Below are 18,065 nucleotides of genomic sequence, written 5' to 3' on the forward strand. Positions count from 1 at the left end.
CATGTTCAGGACCCCTCCGACCCGGTTACGTTCGAAGGCATGGAGAACCTGCTCCGCCCCGTGATCGTGGTCGGCGGCTCGGTCGTGCTGACAGTCCTCATCGGCTGGGCCACCGACCGCCTGCTGTCCAAGGCCGACCTACGGCACCCCGAGACCCCGCTGTGGGGTCTGCTGCGCCGTGGCCGCATCCCCTATCAGCTCGTGCTGTGCGCGGCGATGCTGAGAGGGTCGTACGACGCCGCGCAGTTGCTGGAGGACCATCGGACCGGCATCGGCCAGTTCCTCACCCTGGTGCTGATCGGCTCGGCGGCCTGGCTGGTGATCAGGATCGCGGCGGCGATCGTCGAGACGTCGTACTCGCGCTACGCGCGCGTGCACCGCGATCCGGCCCGGGTCCGGCGGGTGCGGACCCAGGTGTCGCTGATCATGCGGGTGGTGGCGGCCGTCGTCGGGGTGGTCGCGGCGGCCTCGATGCTGCTGACGTTCCCCGCCATGCGCGCGGCGGGCGCCTCCCTGCTGGCCTCGGCCGGGATCCTCGGCATCGTCGCCGGTGTGGCCGCCCAGTCGACGCTGAGCAACATGTTCGCCGGCTTCCAGATCGCCTTCGGCGACATGGTGCGTATCGGCGACACGGTCGTGGTGGACGGCGAGTGGGGCACGGTCGAGGAGATCACCCTGACCTTCCTGACCGTGCGGACCTGGGACGAGCGCCGGATCACGATGCCGGTCTCGTACTTCACCTCGAAGCCCTTCGAGAACTGGTCGCGCGGCACCCCGCAGATGACCGGCATCGTCTACTGGCACGTCGACCACGCGGCGCCGGTGGAGGCGATGCGCGAGAAGCTGCGCGACATCCTGCGCGACTGCCCGGCCTGGGACGGCCGTGCCTGCGGGCTCGACGTCACCGACACCACGCCCAACACCATGCAGGTGCGGGCCCTGGTCACGGCGAAGGACGCCGACGACATCTGGACGGTGCGGGTGAAGGTCCGCGAGGAGATGATCCGCTGGCTGTCGAAGGACCACCCGTACGCGCTCCCGAGGGTCAACACGGCGGACGCGGCGCTGCCCCCGGGCCGTCTGCCCGGCCAGTCCCACTCCCCCGACGGTGCGGCCCGTCGCGTCCACGAGCCGCCGCGGACGGGCCGCTGACCGTCAGTTCCCGCGCTCCGCGCCCCCGTTCACCTGGACGACCTGCGAAGTGACGTGACCGGCGCCCGGGGATGCCAGCCAGTGCAGTGTGGCGGCGATGTCCCCGGGCGTCCCGGCGCGCCCGGTGAAGGTCTCGCCGACGAGCCGCTCGCGCCGCGCGGGCTCGATGGCGTCCCCGAAGAACCCGGTGTCCTCGACATACCCCGGGGCGACGAGGTTCGCGGTGATGCCCCGGGGCCCCAGCTCCCGGGCGAGATCACGGGCGTACGGGTGCAGCGCGGCCTTGGCGCCGCCGTAGGCCCCGCTGCCGGACCCCCGGTAGGCGGCGATCGAGCTGACGAACAGCACCCGCCCGCCCGGCGAGGCGAGCCGGTCCTTCAGGGCCTCGGTGAGCAGGGCGGCGCTGAGGGTGTTGCTGCGGAAGTTGACGGTCCAGTTGTGCGCGACACGGTCCAGCGGATCCTCACTGTCGCTCGGCGGCTCCAGATGTCCGGCGCCCCCGGCGCTGTGGACCAGCACGTCCACGGTCCCGAACTCCGCCTCGACGAACCGGGCGACTTCCCGCACCTGCTCCGGCTCGCTCAGATCCGCGGCGTAGGTGAGCGCCCCGGCCACCCCGGCCTTCTCGAGCACCTCCGCCCGCCGCCCGAGCAGCAGCACCCGATCCCCGTCCGCGGCGAAGACCTGCGCCGCGGCGAGCCCGATTCCTGTTCCGCCTCCACTGATCACCACATTGCGTGCCATGGCCCGAGCGTAACGAGGAGTGCCGACAGGGGTCATGGCGGTTTACGCGACTGCCATGAACCGGGTGACTGCGGAAGGCGGGCCCGGTCACCTCAGCGGAGGCTGCGCACGTCCAGATGCCGCAGCACGCGGTCCACGATCTCGGGATCGGCGCCCGGCTCGCTGCGCGCCGCGACCACCTCGTGCCGGGCCGCGCTCAGCATCTCCCCCTGGATCCGCCGCACCCGCTTCAGCCTGCGCACCCGCTGATCGTGGCCCTCCCGCCGTTCGTCCTCCCCGACGTCGGGGCTGATCCGCAACCCGATGTCGAAGGCCCGCCGCAGCATCTGCTCGGACAGCTCCTCCGGCAGGTCCTCCTCGGCCTCGATCTCCCGCAGCCGCTGCTTAGCCGCCTTCGCGGCCCGCACCGCGAGCTCCTTCTCGAACTCCTTCTCGCGGTCGCTGTCCGCCTGCACGTCGAGGCGCTTCACCAGCCACGGCAGGGTCAGTCCCTGAAGGACCAGCGTCGCCATGATCACGCCGAACGCGATGAAGATGATCTCGTCCCGGTCGGGGAAGGGCCCGCCGTCGTCGGTCTTCAGCGGCACGGCCAGCGCCAGCGCCACCGAGGCCACCCCGCGCATCCCGGCCCACCACATGACGAGGGTCTCCCGCCAGTTCGTCGGAATGTCCTCGAGGTGGTCCTGTCTGGCGTGCAGCCGTTGCGTCAGCCAGGTCGCCGGCAGCAGCCACAGCAGCCGTACGACGACTACCACGACCACGATCACCCCGGCCCAGCCCAGCATCTCCCCCCACCGCCCGGACGCCGTCCGGATCGCGTTGTGCAGCTCCAGGCCGATCAGCCCGAACGCGACGCCCGTGACGAGGGTGTCGATGATGTCCCAGAAGGTGTGGCCGGCCAGCCGGGTCAGCACGTCGTCGGGGTCCGTGGCGTACTCGGCGAGGAACATGGCCGTGGTCAGGACGGCCAGCACCCCCGACCCGTGGAACTCCTCCGCCAGCACGTACGAGGCGTACGGCACCAGGAGCGTCAGTCCGATCTGCAACGTCGTGTCCCCGAGGACGTCCAGCAGCCTGTTCGCGCCCCAGCCGAGCGCGACGCCCACCGCCACCGCCACCACCGCGGACAGCACCAGGTCGAGTCCGGCCTGCCACGGCGAGAACGAGCCGCTCACGGCCGCGGCGATCGCGACGTGGTAGAGCACGATGGCCGTCACATCGTTGAACAGCCCCTCGCCCTCCAGGATGGACACCAGCCGGCGGGGAAGGCCGAGCTGTCCGGCCACGGCGGTGGCGGCCACCGGATCGGGCGGCGCGACCAGCGCGCCCAGCGCCACGGCCGCGGCGATCGGCAGCCCCGGCACGATCGTGTGGGCCACGGCCGCCACGCACACCGTCGTGACGAACACCAGCGCCACGGCCAGCAGGAAGATCGGCCGCACGTTCGACGCGAACTGCCGCCACGAGGTCCGCCGCACCGCCGCGTACAGGAGGGGCGGCAGCAGGAGGGGCAGGATCAGGTCCGGCGGGATGTCCACGTTGGGCACGAAGTCGAGCACGGCGAGGACGATCCCGAGCAGGGTCATGAGCACCGGCGCCGGCAACCCGAACCGGTCCCCGACCGGGACGCTCACCACGGCCCCGAGCAACAGGACGAACAACAGGGCCAGTTGGTCCACGGTCAGCGCTCCGGGTCTAGACGATCAAGAACATCCAGACCTCCAGCGTCGCACGACCACCGTCCGCTACAGAGAACGCCGCATGGACCGGTGCGGAATCCCCGCCTCCATGTCCTGCGGCCCGTACGCCACGTACCCCAGCCGCTCGTAGAACCCCAGCGCCTGCGTCTGTGCGTGCAGGTCCACCGCCGCGAGTCCCCGCGCGCGTGCCGCCTCCTCGATGGCCCGCACCAGCGCGACCCCGACGCCCAGCCCACGCGCCTCGCGTGTCACGGCGAGCCGCCCCAGCGAGCCCACCGACGGGTCGCCGCCGGTCCTGTCGGCGGCCGCCTCGCCGTACAGCAGCCGCCCGGTGCCGAGCGGCAGCCCGTCCTCCCGGACCGCCAGCACATGGACGGCGCCCGCGTCGTGCGCGTCGTACTCCAGGTCCTCGGGCACGCCCTGCTCGCCGACGAAGACCTCCTTGCGCACCGCGAAGCACGCCTCCAGGTCGGCGGGGTCCTCGGCGACCCGCACCGCGTACCCGTGCGGGCCGCTCATCCGTAGGTCTCCTCGCGGACCTGCTCCAGGGCCTTGGCCAGGTCCTCGGGGTAGTCACTGGCGAACTCCGCCCACTGCCCGTCCCCGGGGTGCTCGAAGCCCAGCCGCACCGCGTGCAGCCACTGCCGGGTCAGGCCCAGCCGCTTGGACAGCGTGGGGTCGGCGCCGTACGTCAGGTCGCCGACGCAGGGGTGGCGGTGGGCGGCCATGTGGACGCGGATCTGGTGCGTACGGCCCGTCTCCAGCTTCACGTCCAGCAGGGAGGCCGCGCGGAAGGCCTCGATCAGGTCGTAGTGCGTGACGGACGGCTTGCCCTCGGCCGTGACCGCCCACTTGTAGTCGTGGTGCGGGTGCCGGCCGATGGGCGCGTCGATCGTGCCGCTGGTCGGGTCGGGGTGGCCCTGGACGAGCGTGTGGTAGCGCTTGTCGACCGTGCGCTCCTTGAACTGGCGCTTCAGCGACGTGTACGCCCGCTCCGACTTGGCGACCACCATCAGCCCCGAGGTGCCGACGTCCAGCCGGTGCACGATGCCCTGGCGCTCGGCGGCACCGGAGGTGGAGATGCGGTACCCGGCGGCGGCGAGCCCGCCGATGACGGTCGTCCCGCTCCAGCCGGGCGACGGGTGCGCGGCCACGCCGACCGGCTTGACGATCACGACCACGTCGTCGTCGTCGTGCACGATCTCCATGCCTTCGACCGGCTCGGCGACGATCTGCACCGGCGCCGGTGCCTGCGGCATCTCGACCTCCAGCCAGGCCCCGCCGATCACCCGCTCGGATTTGCCGACCACCGAGCCGTCGACCGTGACCTTCCCCGCCGCAGCCAGCTCGGCGGCCTTCGTACGGGAGAAGCCGAACATGCGGGAGATGGCGGCGTCTACGCGCTCGCCCTCCAGGCCGTCCGGCACGGGCAGGGTACGGGTCTCGGGAATCGTGCTCACCCGTCGAGTATGCCGGACGGCTCCGGTACCGCCGTACGGCCCTGTGGACAACCGCCGGGCGGTCAGTCCTTGTGGACGGTCCCGTCCGGGTCCAGGCCCTTGAAGGACAGCAGCACGATCAGGATGCCGCCGCAGACGATCGCCGAGTCCGCGAGGTTGAAGACCGCGAAGTGCTTCGGGGCGATGAAGTCCACCACCGCGCCCTCGAAGACGCCCGGCGCGCGGAAGATCCGGTCGGTGAGGTTGCCCAGCGCGCCGCCCAGCAGCAGCCCCAGGGCGATCGCCCAGGGCAGGCTGTAGAGCTTGCGGGCGAGCCGGGCGATCACCACGATCACGGCCGTCGCGATCACCGTGAAAATGATGGTGAACGCCTCACCGAAGCCGAAGGCCGCCCCCGCGTTGCGGATGGCCTCGAACTTCAGCCAGTCCCCGACGATCTCGATCGGCGCCTGGTGCTCCAGCTTGGCGACCACGATCATCTTGCTCACCAGGTCGATCACGTACGCGAACGTGGCGACGGTGAAGAGCACGGCGATCCGGCGCTTGCCCCTGGGCCGCGCCTCGGTGCTCTCCTGCCCGTCCGGGCCGGACGACTGCTCCGGCTCGGATCCCGCCTCTGGGATGTCCGGCGTACCGATGACGCGCTCCGCCTCTGCCACGTGAGTCCCTCAACCTAGGTACCTGACTGAGGACGAGGGTACGGCACACCCCCCGACCGCCAGGTGATCAGTACCGGCGCTCCTGCTTCTGCTTGCACTCGACACACAGCGTGGCCCTCGGGAAGGCCTGCATCCGGGCCTTGCCGATGGCCTGGCCACAGTTCTCGCACAGGCCGTACGTGCCGGCGTCCAGCCGCTCCAGGGCGTGCTCGGTCTGGATCAGCATCTCGCGCGCGTTGGCGGCCAGCGCCAGTTCGTGTTCACGCGTGATGTTCTTCGTCCCGGTGTCCGCCTGGTCGTCGCCCGCGCCGTCCCCCGAGTCCCGCATCAGCCCCGTCAGGGCCGCCTCGGACGAGGCGAGCTCCGCCCGCAGCCGCCCCTGCTCGGACTGGAGCTCCGCACGGGCCTCCTCGACCTCCTCCGGCGTCCACGGCTCCTCGCCGGGGCGCACCGCGAGCTCGCCTGGCTCCACCGCCGCGAGGCGTGCCTTGGGAACAGCGGTCTTCGCCGCCGTGGCCGTACCCGGAGTCTTCTTCGCAACCACAGTCGTGGCTCCCGTCTGCTCCGCGGCCGAGGCCGCGCCCACCTTCTTGGCCGTGCTCTTCCTGCCCGCACTCGTCCCGGTCACGCCTTCGGCGGCGGCGATCTTCTCGGCCACCGCCTCCTCGGCGGTGACCTTCTTGGCACCCGCCTTCTTGGCAGCCGCCTTCTTCGCGCTCGTCGCCTCCGCCGGGGCCGCCTTCTTCGCGCTCGTCGCCTCCGCCGGGGCCGCCTTCTTCGCGCTCGTCGCCTCCGCCGGGGCCGCCTTCTTGACGACTGCCTTCTTGGCGGCTGTCTTCTTGGCAACCGCCTTCGTGGCCACCGCCGCCTCCGTGGCCGCCTTCTTCACCGTGCTCTTCGCGGCGCCCTTCTTCGCGGCGGCCGACTTCTTGGCCGCAACCTTCCTCGGTGCCCCGGCCGCAGCGGACCGCACCGTCTTCACGGCCTTGGCGTCCTTGGCCGCGCCGCCGGAGGCAGAGGCACCTGAGGCACCGGAGGCACTCGTGGAGCTGCCGGACGCCGACTGCTGTACGGCGGTCTTCTTCGCCACCATGGCCGCGGCCCCTTCACATATTGTGATCTTGCACGCGAATCGTGCTGGGACGATAAATCGACTTGGAGCCCGCGGCAACGGGGCGCACCGCCCGATTCGCCCGCCTCGCGCACGCCACGCGCACGCCACGCGGCAAGCCTGCATCCGTTGTGCCCAGCTCCATGCCGGGTAATCCGCCGAGCCGGGCATCCCGGAATCTGAACGCCCACACCATCCCACAAAGCCACCATTCGGGTTATTTCGGACCGAGTCATCGGCCGGGCCCCGCGCCCCCGAAAACCCGTCGGCCGCTGTCGCCGGGGAGCCGTACACTGAGCGGAGCGAAAAGTGTGGATGGGGACGAGTAGCGGCGTACGCAGCCCAGAGCGACCCGGGGTCGGTGGAAGCCCGGGGGCGAGCGCGACGTGAAGATCACCCCGGAGCCGCCGGAGGAAAGCCGCAGCCGACAGGCAAGGGTCAGTAGAACCGGCATCGCGACCCCAATGAGGGGGCTCACCGGCGCGTAGAGCGCACCGGAGGGCCAAGGAGGGTGGTACCGCGGGAGCGCGCCGCACATGGCGTAGACAGGCAAGTCGGCTCTCGTCCCTCCGACGGAAGGCAGTATGTCCGCCGGAGGAAGCTCGTTGAATACGCAGCCGCAGTATCGCCAGGTGCCCGCCCAGGTCGACCTGCCCGCCCTCGAGCACGCGGTGCTCGACTTCTGGCGCGAGCAGAAGATCTTCGCCAAGAGCCTGGAGCAGTCCGAGGGCCGCCCCGAATGGGTGTTCTACGAGGGCCCGCCCACCGCCAACGGCATGCCGGGCGCCCACCACATCGAGGCGCGCGTCTTCAAGGACGTCTTCCCCCGCTTCCGCACCATGCGTGGCTACCACGTGGCCCGCAAGGCCGGCTGGGACTGCCACGGCCTCCCGGTGGAGCTGGCGGTCGAGAAGGAGCTCGGCTTCTCCGGCAAGCAGGACATCGAGGCGTACGGCATCGCCGCCTTCAACGACAAGTGCCGCGAGTCCGTGCTCCGCCACACCGACGCGTTCTCCGAGCTGACGACCCGCATGGGCTACTGGGTCGACCTCGACGACGCCTACGTCACGATGGACCCCGAGTACATCGAGTCGGTCTGGTGGTCGCTGAAGGAGATCTTCAACAAGGGCCTGCTGGTCCAGGACCACCGCGTCGCCCCCTGGTGTCCCCGCTGCGGCACGGGTCTGTCCGACCACGAGCTGGCCCAGGGCTACGAGACGGTCGTCGACCCGTCCGTGTACGTCCGTTTCCCACTCACCTCCGGTCCGCTCGCCGGCGAAGCCGCCCTCCTGGTCTGGACGACGACGCCCTGGACCCTGGTCTCCAACACGGCCGTGGCCGCGCACCCCGAGGTCCCCTACGTCGTGGCGACCAACGGCGAGGAGAAGCTCGTCGTCGCCGAGCCGCTGGTCGCCAAGGCGCTCGGCGAGGGCTGGGAGACCACCGGCCAGACCTTCACCGGCGCCGAAATGGAGCGCTGGACCTATCAACGTCCGTTCGAGCTGGTGGAGTTCCCGGAGCCCGCCCACTACGTGGTGAACGCCGAGTACGTCACCACCGAGGACGGCACCGGTCTGGTCCACCAGTCCCCCGCCTTCGGTGAGGACGACCTCAAGGTCTGCCGCTCCTACGGCCTGCCCGTCGTCAACCCGGTGCGCCCGGACGGCACCTTCGAGGAGTCCGTCCCGATGGTCGGCGGCGTCTTCTTCAAGAAGGCGGACGAAAAGCTCACCGAGGACCTCCAGCAGCGCGGCCTCCTCTTCAAGCACATTCCGTACGAGCACAGCTACCCGCACTGCTGGCGCTGCCACACCGCGCTCCTCTACTACGCGCAGCCGTCCTGGTACATCCGCACGACGGCCGTCAAGGACCGCCTCATCCAGGAGAACGAGAAGACCAACTGGTTCCCGGACACGGTCAAGCACGGCCGGTACGGCGACTGGCTGAACAACAACATCGACTGGGCGCTCTCCCGCAACCGCTACTGGGGCACCCCGCTGCCGATCTGGCGCTGCGAGGACGACCACCTCACCGTCGCCGGCTCCCGCGCGGAGCTCACCGAGCTGACCGGCACCGACCAGTCCGAGCTGGACCCGCACCGCCCGTACATCGACGCGGTCACCTTCGCCTGCCCCCACGACGACTGCGGGCGAACGGCCACGCGCGTGCCGGAGGTCATCGACGCCTGGTACGACTCGGGTTCGATGCCGTTCGCGCAGTGGGGCTACCCGTACAAGAACAAGGACCTCTTCGAGTCCCGCTACCCGGCGCAGTTCATCAGCGAGGCCATCGACCAGACCCGCGGCTGGTTCTACACGCTGATGGCCGTCGGCACGCTGGTCTTCGACAAGTCGTCGTACGAGAACGTCGTCTGCCTGGGCCACATCCTCGCCGAGGACGGCCGCAAGATGTCCAAGCACCTGGGCAACATCCTTCAGCCGATCCCGCTGATGGACCAGCACGGCGCCGACGCGGTCCGCTGGTTCATGGCGGCCGGCGGCTCCCCGTGGGCGGCCCGCCGCGTGGGCCACAACACCATCCAGGAGGTCGTCCGCAAGACGCTCCTGACGTACTGGAACACGGTCGCCTTCCAGGCCCTGTACGCCCGTACGTCGGGCTGGGCGCCGAGCGAGGCCGACCCGGCCCCGGCCGACCGCCCGGTCCTGGACCGCTGGCTGCTCTCCGAACTCCACGCGCTCACCGACCAGGTGACGCAGGCTCTGGAGGCGTACGACACCCAGCGTGCCGGCAAGCTGCTCTCCGCGTTCGTCGACGACCTGTCCAACTGGTACGTCCGCCGCTCCCGTCGCCGCTTCTGGCAGGGCGACAAGGCCGCGCTGCGCACCCTGCACGAGGTCGTGGAGACGGTCACCAAGCTGATGGCCCCGCTGACGCCGTTCATCACCGAGCGGGTCTGGCAGGACCTCGTGGTGCCGGTCACCCCGGGCGCCCCGGACTCCGTCCACCTGGCCGCCTGGCCGGAGGCCGACCTCTCCGCGATCGACCCGGAGCTGTCGAAGCAGATGGTCCTGGTCCGCCGCCTGGTGGAGCTGGGCCGCGCCACGCGCGCGGAGTCGGGCGTGAAGACCCGCCAGCCCCTGAAGCGCGCCCTGATCGCCGCGAGCGGCTTCGACGCCCTCGACCGCGAGCTGCACGGGCAGATCACGGAGGAGCTCAACGTCGAGTCGCTGGCGTCCCTCTCCGAGGTAGGCGGCAGCCTGGTCGACACGACCGCCAAGGCCAACTTCCGCGCCCTCGGCAAGCGGTTCGGCAAGCGCGTCCAGGACGTGGCCAAGGCCGTCGCGAACGCCGACGCGGCCGCGCTCTCCCTCGCCCTGCGCGAGGGCACGGCCTCGGTGGAGGTCGACGGCGAGACGATCACCCTGGCCCCCGACGAGGTCATCATCACGGAGACCCCGCGCGAGGGCTGGTCGGTCGCCTCCGACTCCGGTGCGACGGTCGCCCTCGACCTGGAGATCACCGAGGAGCTGCGCCGCGCGGGCCTGGCCCGGGACGCGATCCGGCTGATCCAGGAGGCCCGCAAGAACAGCGGCCTCGACGTCGCCGACCGCATCGCGCTGCGCTGGACCGCGACCGACCCGGCGACCGCCGACGCCCTGTCCGGGCACGCCGGCCTCATCGCCGACGAGGTCCTCGCCACGGACTTCGCCCAGGGTGAGGCGGACGACACGTACGGCGCCCCGTTCACGGACGACGGCCTGACGCTGACGTTCCGCCTGCGCAAGGCGTAAGGCATATCCGAGAGGGCCCGGTTCCCCCGAGGGGGGCCGGGCCCTCCGCATGTCCGGCGTGCGTGCTCACGCCGGGCTCAGGAGGCAGGGCGCGCGCATGATCGCCGTCAACACGCGTAAAAGGGCGGGACCCCGGATGGTGATCCGGGGTCCCGCCCTTTGAACGCTGCCGACGCCTAAGGCGTACTACAGGCCGTCAGTTGTCATCCTCGTCGATGAGGAAGCCACGCATCGGCGAGGGAGCCTGGCCCATCGGCGACGGGCCCTGCGGCCGCACCGGCGCCATCGGCTGGGTCATCGCCGGGGACATCTGCTGCTGCCCGCCGTAGGACGGAGCGGCCGGGCTGGGAGCGCCCATGCCCGGGTTGCTGCCGTAGGACGGAGCACCCGCACCGGCCGGAGCCATGGAAGGCGCCGGGGACGGCGGCAGGGACGCAGTGGCCGGTGTACGCGGCGGAGCGAGGGAGTCGTCGGCCTGGGTCTCCAGCTGACGCAGCTGGGACTCGAGGTAGGACTTCAGTCGCGTGCGGTACTCGCGCTCGAAGCCACGCAGGTCCTCGACCTTGCGCTCCAGCGTGGCGCGGGCGGACTCCAGGGAGCCCATCGCGACGCGGTGCTTCTCCTGCGCGTCCCGCTCCAGGGCGTCGGCCTTGGCACGGGCGTCCCGCTCGAGACCCTCGGCACGCGAACGCGCCTCACCGACGATCTTGTTGGCCTCGGAACGGGCCTCGGCGATCGCCTGGTCGGCGGTCTGCTGGGCCAGCGAGAGGACACGGGCGGCGCTGTCGCCACCGGGGCCCTGACCGGGGCCGCCCATCGGACCGCCCATGGGGCCGCCCATCGGGCCACCCATCTGCTGCTGCATGGGGTTCTGACCCATCGGACCCTGACCCATCGGACCCTGGCCCATGGGGCCCTGACCCATCGGACCCTGACCCATGGGGTTCTGGCCCATCGGACCCTGGCCCATCGGACCCTGGCCCTGCGGACCACCCTGACCGCCGCCGGGACCGGCGGGCAGCTGCGGCGCACCGCTCGGCAGCTGGGGCGGGCCACCCATGGGGCCACCCATCTGCTGCTGCGGCGGGCCCGATATGCCGGCGGGCACCGGGGCGCCCGGGCCTCGCATGCCCTGCTGCGGCATGCCCTGCGGAGGCATCCCCTGCTGGGGCATGCCCTGCTGCTGCATACCGCCCTGCTGCATGCCACCCTGCTGCTGCATGCCGCCCTGCTGGGGCATGCCACCCTGCTGCTGGTCCTGTTCGGGCGGCTTGCGCATGTTCTGCTGGTTCTGGGCAGCAGCGCGCGTGGCCGCGGCCAGTTTGGCCCGCAGGTCCTCGTTCTCACGAAGCAGGCGGGTCAGTTCGGCTTCGACCTCATCGAGGAAGGCATCGACCTCGTCCTCGTCATAGCCTTCTCGGAGGCGGACGGTCGTGAACTGCTTGTTCCGCACGTCCTCGGGGGTCAACGGCATCTCTTCACCTCAACGTAGTCGTCGGCATCGGCAAGACGGTAGTTCACATCGCTCACAGCCGGCTCACGATCGAGATCAGGATGTAGACGATGATCATCAGTACGAAGAAGGACAGGTCGAGCGCCACGCCCCCGAGACGCAACGGCGGGATTACCCGCCGCAGAAGCTTGAGCGGTGGATCGGTGACAGTGTAGGTGGCCTCCAGAACGACCACCATCGCCTTGCCGGGCTGCCATGAGCGGGCGAACTGGAAGACGTAGTCCATGACCAACCGGAAGATGAGCACGATGAGGAAGACCATCAGCGCGATGTAGACGACATCCAGGACCACGCTCATGTTCGGTGCTTCCCTCTCCCCTGTTCCGTGCTTCTCTGTACTGCCGTTTCCGGTCTTGCGTCTCAGCTCTGGTTGAAGAACCCGCCCTCTGCGATGCGGGCCTTGTCCTCCGCCGTGACATCGACGTTAGCAGGCGACAACAGGAACACCTTCTGCGTCACCCGCTCGATGCTGCCGTGAAGACCAAACACCAAACCGGCCGCAAAGTCGACAAGTCGCTTCGCGTCTGTGTCATCCATCTCAGTCAGATTCATGATCACCGGGGTGCCCTCACGGAAGTGTTCCCCGATGGTACGGGCCTCGTTGTAGGTCCGGGGGTGAAGCGTGGTGATCCGGTACGGCTCTCGTTCCGACACGACCTTGGGCATGATCACCGGTGCGTTCTTCTCCAGGGACTGACGTTCTTGTGTGATGGATGCCACGGGCGCGATGCGCGCCGGGCGCCCGGATTCCGCGCCTAGCGAAGCGGAACGAGCCACCGGCTCACGCGGCGCCGGTGGCTGCACGATTCGCACCTCTTCGTCCCTTTGGGACTGATGCGCACCATGTGACTGGTGGGACGGCTCGTGTCGCCGGTGGTCCCGCTCGGGTTCCGGGTCGAGCTCGGGTTCGAAGTCGTCGTCGGGGTCGAATCCCCGGCCGTCGTACCCATCGTCCTCCACGAGGCCGAGGTAGACCGCCATCTTGCGCATCGCGCCGGCCATTCTCTGAGTCCTCCGCTCTGTGGTGGATCGACTTTCAACTGCCAAGTCCCGCGATCCACGTGGCCCTTGTGTCCGCCCTTCGGCGGTAATGACCATATTTTCTGCTGTGGTCCGACTTCCTGGCGACGTTACCCGAGCCTGGGGCGGACTCCGAGTACCGCAGTGCCGACGCGTACATGTGTCGCTCCGGCGGCCACTGCATCCTCGAGGTCCGCACTCATCCCTGCCGACACCATGTTCGCAGCCGGATGAGCTCGGCGCAGGTCAGTCGACAAATCCATCAACCGCCCGAAGGCCTCGCGTTGGCGCCCGGCGTACTCCCCGGTCAGAGGTGCGACGGTCATCAGTCCGTCAAGTCGCAGCCCCGGGGATCCGGCGACCAGAGCGGCCAACTCCTCGACGCCGCCCGGGGCCACACCGCCCCGCTCACCGCGCTCGCTCGCCCCGGCGTCGAGCGCCACCTGAAGCAGACAGCCCACCTCGCGCCCGGCCCGTACAGCCTCCTTCGACAGGGCCGTCACCAGCCTGGCCCGGTCGACGGACTGCACCACGTCCGCGTAACCGACCACGGAGCGCACCTTGTTGGTCTGGAGCTGGCCGACGAAGTGCCACCGCAGCGGCAGCCCGGCGCACTCGGCCGCCTTGGGCGCCGCGTCCTGGTCCTTGTTCTCGGCGACATGGCGCACGCCGAGTTCCGACAGGAGCCGCACATCGCTCGCCGGGTAGGTCTTGGTGACCACGATCAGGGTCACCTCCTCCCGCGCACGGCCCGCGGCCGTGCATGCGGCGGCGATCCGATCCTCCACCTTCGCCAGGTTTGCGGCGAGTTCGTGCTTACGGTCCGTCATGCCCTATCAGTCCAGCCAGACATATCCCGCGAGTCGCCCCGTGGAGCGGTCGCGGCGATACGAGAAGTGATCGTTCGACTCCCGTGTGCACACCGGCGACCGCTCCCGGTCGTGCACCCCGAGCCGGTCGAGCTGCGCGTGCACCCCGGCGATCACGTCGACGGCGGGAGTGCCCCAGCTCGTCTCGGCGCTCGCCGCCGGCTCGACGGCGGCCACCTCGGCGCGCATCGCCTCCGGCACTTCGTAGCACCGCCCGCACACGGCGGGTCCGGTGCGGGCGACGATCCGGGAGGGGTCGGCGCCGAGCGACTCCATCGCGTCGATCGCGGCGGGCACGATCCCCTTGACCATGCCGGGCCGCCCGGCGTGGGCGGCCGCGACCACTCCGGCGACGGGGTCGGCGAGCAGCACGGGCACGCAGTCCGCCGTCAGCACGGCGAGGGCGAGTCCGCGTGTCGCGGTCACCAGACCGTCGACCGGCGGGGTGGGCCGGGTGGTCCACGGTCCGTCGACCTCGGCGACGTCATTGCCGTGCACCTGGTTCATCCAGACGACCAGGGCGGGGTCCAGGTCCAGCGACTTGGCGGCCAGCTCCCGATTGGCGCGTACGGCGTCGGGGTCGTCGCCGACCGCTCCGCCGAGGTTGAGCTCCTCATACGGAGCGGCGCTCACCCCGCCCCACCGGTCGGTGAAGGCGAAGTGCGCGCCGCTCACGCTCTCGCGCTGTCCTATCACTTCAGGAAGTCCGGCACGTCCAGCTCCTCGGCCGCGCTGTCCGAGTAGGACCGCGACGGCGGCACCGGCGGCGAGACCGGAAGGTCGGCCACCGGCTCGGGCGCCGGCTGCGGGTCCTCCTTGGGGGTCACGCTGCCGAGCGAGCCGAAGGACGGCCGGCTCTCGGGCTGCCGTACCGGAGTGGGCTCCTCGCGGCGTGCCGAGGACGACGACGAGCCCATGACGGTCTCCCGGCGGGCCGGGGGCTGGCCCCCGTCGAAGCCGGCCGCGATGACGGTGACCCGCACCTCGTCGCCGAGGGCGTCGTCGATGACCGCACCGAAGATGATGTTGGCCTCCGGGTGCGCGGCCTCGCTGACCAGCTGGGCGGCCTCGTTGATCTCGAACAGGCCGAGGTCGGAGCCGCCGGAGATGGAGAGCAGGACGCCCCGGGCGCCGTCGATGGAGGCCTCCAGGAGTGGCGAGGAGATCGCCATCTCGGCGGCGGCCACCGCGCGGTCGTCGCCGCGGGCCGAACCGATGCCCATGAGGGCCGAACCGGCCTCGGACATGACCGACTTCACGTCGGCGAAGTCGAGGTTGATCAGACCGGGGGTGGTGATCAGGTCGGTGATGCCCTGGACACCGGAGAGCAGGACCTGGTCGGCCGACTTGAAGGCGTCGAGGACCGAGACCTGGCGGTCCGAGATGGAGAGCAGTCGGTCGTTGGGGATGACAATAAGGGTGTCGACCTCTTCGCGGAGTTCGGCGATGCCGTCCTCGGCCTGGTTGGCGCGGCGCCGGCCCTCGAAGGTGAAGGGGCGGGTGACCACGCCGATGGTGAGGGCGCCGAGGTTGCGCGCGATGTTGGCCACGACGGGCGCGCCGCCGGTGCCGGTGCCGCCCCCCTCGCCGGCCGTCACGAAGACCATGTCGGCCCCCTTGAGGACCTCCTCGATCTCCTCGCGGTGGTCCTCGGCGGCCTTGCGGCCCACGGCCGGGTTGGCGCCGGCGCCGAGTCCGCGCGTGAGTTCACGGCCGACGTCGAGCTTGACGTCGGCGTCGCTCATCAACAGCGCCTGCGCGTCGGTGTTGATGGCGATGAACTCGACGCCCTTGAGACCGACCTCGATCATCCGGTTGATGGCATTGACACCACCGCCGCCGACACCGATGACTTTGATGACTGCGAGGTAGTTCTGCGGTGCTGCCACGTCGAAGGCCTCTCGCCTCGAGTTACGTGTCGTCGCCTCGCAGGTGATGCGATCCGACGACTGATGCCGAATGGGACGGTCCGTTTCGCCGACCCGAACCCTAACGCTGAAGTTTAGGGTTACCAGTGTGTCTGTTCCTTGGAGTCTTCTGAACAGGACACTAAGTCGACAAGTGGCGCCCGTTCAACGAACACGCCGAACCTCCCGTTTTTCTTTTCACCCTATGTGATCAGGCGTGTCACTGCCCAACCAGGGTGCTGGCCTGCGCGGATGTGCGTCAACTCCCCGCTGACGCAGGGGCGGTGGGAGCGCTGACATCGAAGTGCCGCGCAGCCGGGGCGGCTTTCATGAGAGCGGTGAGTGTACGACCCTTCGCCGCGGCCTTCTCCGCGCTCCCCCACGCGACTGTGCGGCCGCCGCTCAACTCCAGCGAGATGTCGTCGTAGGAACGGACCTTGACGACCCGGGTGGCCCGCGCGACCGCGGCGGGCAGGGAACCGGCGGCCTTCACGGCCTCCCGCACCAGCCGGGCCTCGCCGAAGCGGCGCAGGCTCGCGGCGGCCGAACGCGACGAGGAAACGGCCATTTCCAGCAGCGGAACGCCTTTCGGAGCCTTGGAAACCGTGGCGAAACGGACGCCTTCATCGTCCACTTCCACGAAGTTCGACCCCTTTTGCACGAGCAGAACCGGCGTACGCTCTGTCACTTTCAGGCCGATTCCATGGGGCCACGAACGTTCCACGTCGACCGAGTGGATGCGGGGCAATTCCGTACGCAGCCGGGTCTCGATCGCGTCGATGTCGACCGAGACCAACGGCGATCCGATCGGTACGGCGGCGGCTTCGCGCACCTGCTGCGGTGTCAGCACGTCGGTGCCGGACACGGAGACACGCTCCACGCGCAGCCACTGCGAGCCGTACAGCACCCAGCCGGTGCCAGCGGCGAGGAGGACGACGGCCAGCGCGAGAATGATGATCGTACGAAGTCGGCGCGGCCCCAACCACCGGACGAGGGGCGGGCCGGACGACTCCTGCTGGCGTGCACCGCGCTCGGCGGTGGCGGATCCGGCCACGCTCCCTGCCCTTTCGTCAAACGTGCCTAACGGCGTGCACGGGAGGCGGCGATCGCCTCGTACACCATGCCGACGAGCAGCTCGTCGGCGTCCCGGCGGCCGAACTCGCTGGCGGCGCGGGACATCTCGTACAGCCGGTGCGGGTCGGCGAGGACGGGCAGGACGGTCTCCCGGACCCACTCGGGGGTCAGTTCCGCGTCGTCGACCAGCAGTCCGCCGCCCGCCTTGACCACCGGCTGGGCGTTCAGCCGCTGTTCGCCGTTGCCGATGGGCAGCGGGACATAGGCGGCCGGGAGCCCGACGGCGGAGAGTTCGGCGACGGTCATCGCGCCCGCGCGGCAGAGCATCATGTCGGCGGCGGCGTACGCGAGGTCCATCCGGTCCACGTACGGTACCGGGATGTAGGGGGGCATCCCCGGCATCTGCTGCACCTGCGGCAGTTCGTTCTTCGGACCGACCGCGTGCAGGATCTGGATACCGGCCTGCTGGAGCCAGGGCGCGACCTGCTGGACGACCTCGTTGAGGCGGCGGGCGCCCTGCGAACCGCCGGAGACCAGCAGGGTGGGCAGGTTGGGGTCGAGGCCGAACATGTGCCGGGCCTCGGGGCGCATGGCGGCGCGGTCCAGGGTGGCGATGGAGCGGCGCAGCGGGATACCGATGTAGCGGGCGTCCCGCAGCTTGCTGTCGGGCGTGGAGACGGCCACCCGGGCCGCGTAGCGCGAGCCGATCTTGTTGGCCAGGCCGGGGCGGGCGTTCGCCTCGTGGACGACGATCGGGACGCCGAGGCGCTTGGCGGCCAGGTAACCGGGCAGGGCCACGTAGCCGCCGAAGCCGACGACGGCGTCCGCCTTGGTGCGCTCCAGGATCTGCTCGGCGGCCTTGATCGTGCCGCGCAGCCGGCCCGGGACGGTGATCAGTTCGGGGGTGGGCTTGCGCGGCAGCGGCACGGCGGGGATCAGCGCGAGGTCGTAGCCCCGCTGCGGAACGAGCGTGGTCTCCAGGCCGCGCTCCGTGCCCAGGGCCGTGATCCCCACAGTGGGGTCCTGCCTGCGCAGGGCGTCCGCGAGGGCGAGCGCGGGCTCGATGTGGCCGGCGGTCCCCCCACCAGCGAGTACGACATGCAC

16 protein-coding genes are annotated in these 18,065 nt (G+C 70.4%); 2 read left to right on the forward strand and 14 right to left on the reverse strand.

Translation table 11 applies throughout. The annotated features are described in order from the left end of the window. The first annotated feature begins 39 nt into the window (after positions 1–39). Positions 40–1,152, forward strand: coding sequence for a mechanosensitive ion channel family protein (locus tag G9272_RS12920; RefSeq protein ID WP_171396716.1), 1,113 nt, complete (start codon positions 40–42; stop codon positions 1,150–1,152). A gap of 3 nt (positions 1,153–1,155) precedes the next feature. Here G9272_RS12920 and G9272_RS12925 read toward each other — a convergent pair whose 3' ends face one another. The 6 genes from G9272_RS12925 to G9272_RS12950 all read right to left on the reverse strand — a co-directional run bounded on the left by G9272_RS12925 (position 1,156) and on the right by G9272_RS12950 (position 6,808). Next, the gene (locus G9272_RS12925) at positions 1,156–1,896 is read right to left on the reverse strand and encodes an SDR family NAD(P)-dependent oxidoreductase (RefSeq protein ID WP_171396717.1); all 741 of its coding nucleotides are present in this window, start codon (positions 1,894–1,896) and stop codon (positions 1,156–1,158) included. Positions 1,897–1,988: 92 nt separating this feature from the next. Beyond that, on the reverse strand, positions 1,989–3,575 hold the full coding sequence (locus tag G9272_RS12930; protein ID WP_171396718.1) for a Na+/H+ antiporter: 1,587 nt from the start codon (positions 3,573–3,575) through the stop codon (positions 1,989–1,991). 66 nt (positions 3,576–3,641) lie between these two features. Next, positions 3,642–4,115: a GNAT family N-acetyltransferase gene (locus G9272_RS12935; RefSeq protein ID WP_171396719.1), complete on the reverse strand. Its 474-nt coding sequence runs from the start codon at positions 4,113–4,115 to the stop codon at positions 3,642–3,644. Continuing rightward, positions 4,112–5,056 (reverse strand): RluA family pseudouridine synthase, encoded by a 945-nt coding sequence (locus tag G9272_RS12940; protein WP_020129920.1) that lies wholly within the window; start codon positions 5,054–5,056, stop codon positions 4,112–4,114. The genes G9272_RS12935 and G9272_RS12940 overlap by 4 nt, the downstream gene beginning before the upstream one ends. 62 nt (positions 5,057–5,118) lie before the next feature. Continuing rightward, on the reverse strand, positions 5,119–5,715 hold the full coding sequence (lspA, locus tag G9272_RS12945) for a signal peptidase II (RefSeq protein ID WP_171396720.1): 597 nt from the start codon (positions 5,713–5,715) through the stop codon (positions 5,119–5,121). Positions 5,716–5,782: 67 nt separating this feature from the next. Continuing rightward, on the reverse strand, positions 5,783–6,808 hold the full coding sequence (locus G9272_RS12950; protein ID WP_171396721.1) for a TraR/DksA family transcriptional regulator: 1,026 nt from the start codon (positions 6,806–6,808) through the stop codon (positions 5,783–5,785). A 602-nt stretch (positions 6,809–7,410) separates the two neighbouring features. Here G9272_RS12950 and ileS point away from each other — a divergent pair. Further along, positions 7,411–10,578: an isoleucine--tRNA ligase gene (ileS, locus tag G9272_RS12955; RefSeq protein WP_171396722.1), complete on the forward strand. Its 3,168-nt coding sequence runs from the start codon at positions 7,411–7,413 to the stop codon at positions 10,576–10,578. A gap of 196 nt (positions 10,579–10,774) precedes the next feature. On the opposite strand, the gene G9272_RS12960 is transcribed toward ileS, so the two are convergent. From G9272_RS12960 to murG, 8 genes are all read right to left on the reverse strand, one after another. Then, positions 10,775–12,052, reverse strand: coding sequence for a DivIVA domain-containing protein (locus tag G9272_RS12960; RefSeq protein WP_171396723.1), 1,278 nt, complete (start codon positions 12,050–12,052; stop codon positions 10,775–10,777). Between the two features lie 52 nt (positions 12,053–12,104). After that, positions 12,105–12,389: a YggT family protein gene (locus G9272_RS12965; protein WP_020129925.1), complete on the reverse strand. Its 285-nt coding sequence runs from the start codon at positions 12,387–12,389 to the stop codon at positions 12,105–12,107. Positions 12,390–12,451: 62 nt separating this feature from the next. Then, a complete protein-coding gene (locus tag G9272_RS12970; protein ID WP_020129926.1) occupies positions 12,452–13,093 on the reverse strand; it encodes a cell division protein SepF in 642 nt (213 codons plus the stop codon). Between the two features lie 128 nt (positions 13,094–13,221). Further along, positions 13,222–13,941: a YggS family pyridoxal phosphate-dependent enzyme gene (locus G9272_RS12975; RefSeq protein ID WP_171396724.1), complete on the reverse strand. Its 720-nt coding sequence runs from the start codon at positions 13,939–13,941 to the stop codon at positions 13,222–13,224. 6 nt (positions 13,942–13,947) lie between these two features. Further along, positions 13,948–14,676, reverse strand: a complete 729-nt coding sequence (gene pgeF / locus G9272_RS12980; protein WP_171396725.1) for a peptidoglycan editing factor PgeF — start codon at positions 14,674–14,676, stop codon at positions 13,948–13,950. Then, positions 14,673–15,869 (reverse strand): cell division protein FtsZ, encoded by a 1,197-nt coding sequence (ftsZ, locus tag G9272_RS12985; protein WP_171396726.1) that lies wholly within the window; start codon positions 15,867–15,869, stop codon positions 14,673–14,675. Before ftsZ ends, pgeF begins: the two co-directional genes overlap by 4 nt. 277 nt (positions 15,870–16,146) lie before the next feature. Then, positions 16,147–16,941, reverse strand: coding sequence for a cell division protein FtsQ/DivIB (locus G9272_RS12990; RefSeq protein WP_171396727.1), 795 nt, complete (start codon positions 16,939–16,941; stop codon positions 16,147–16,149). A 26-nt stretch (positions 16,942–16,967) separates the two neighbouring features. After that, positions 16,968–18,065, reverse strand: a complete 1,098-nt coding sequence (murG, locus tag G9272_RS12995; protein ID WP_028806861.1) for an undecaprenyldiphospho-muramoylpentapeptide beta-N-acetylglucosaminyltransferase — start codon at positions 18,063–18,065, stop codon at positions 16,968–16,970.

The sequence above is a fragment of the Streptomyces asoensis genome, from assembly GCF_013085465.1.
GTDB classification, from domain to species: Bacteria; Actinomycetota; Actinomycetes; order Streptomycetales; family Streptomycetaceae; genus Streptomyces; species Streptomyces cacaoi_A.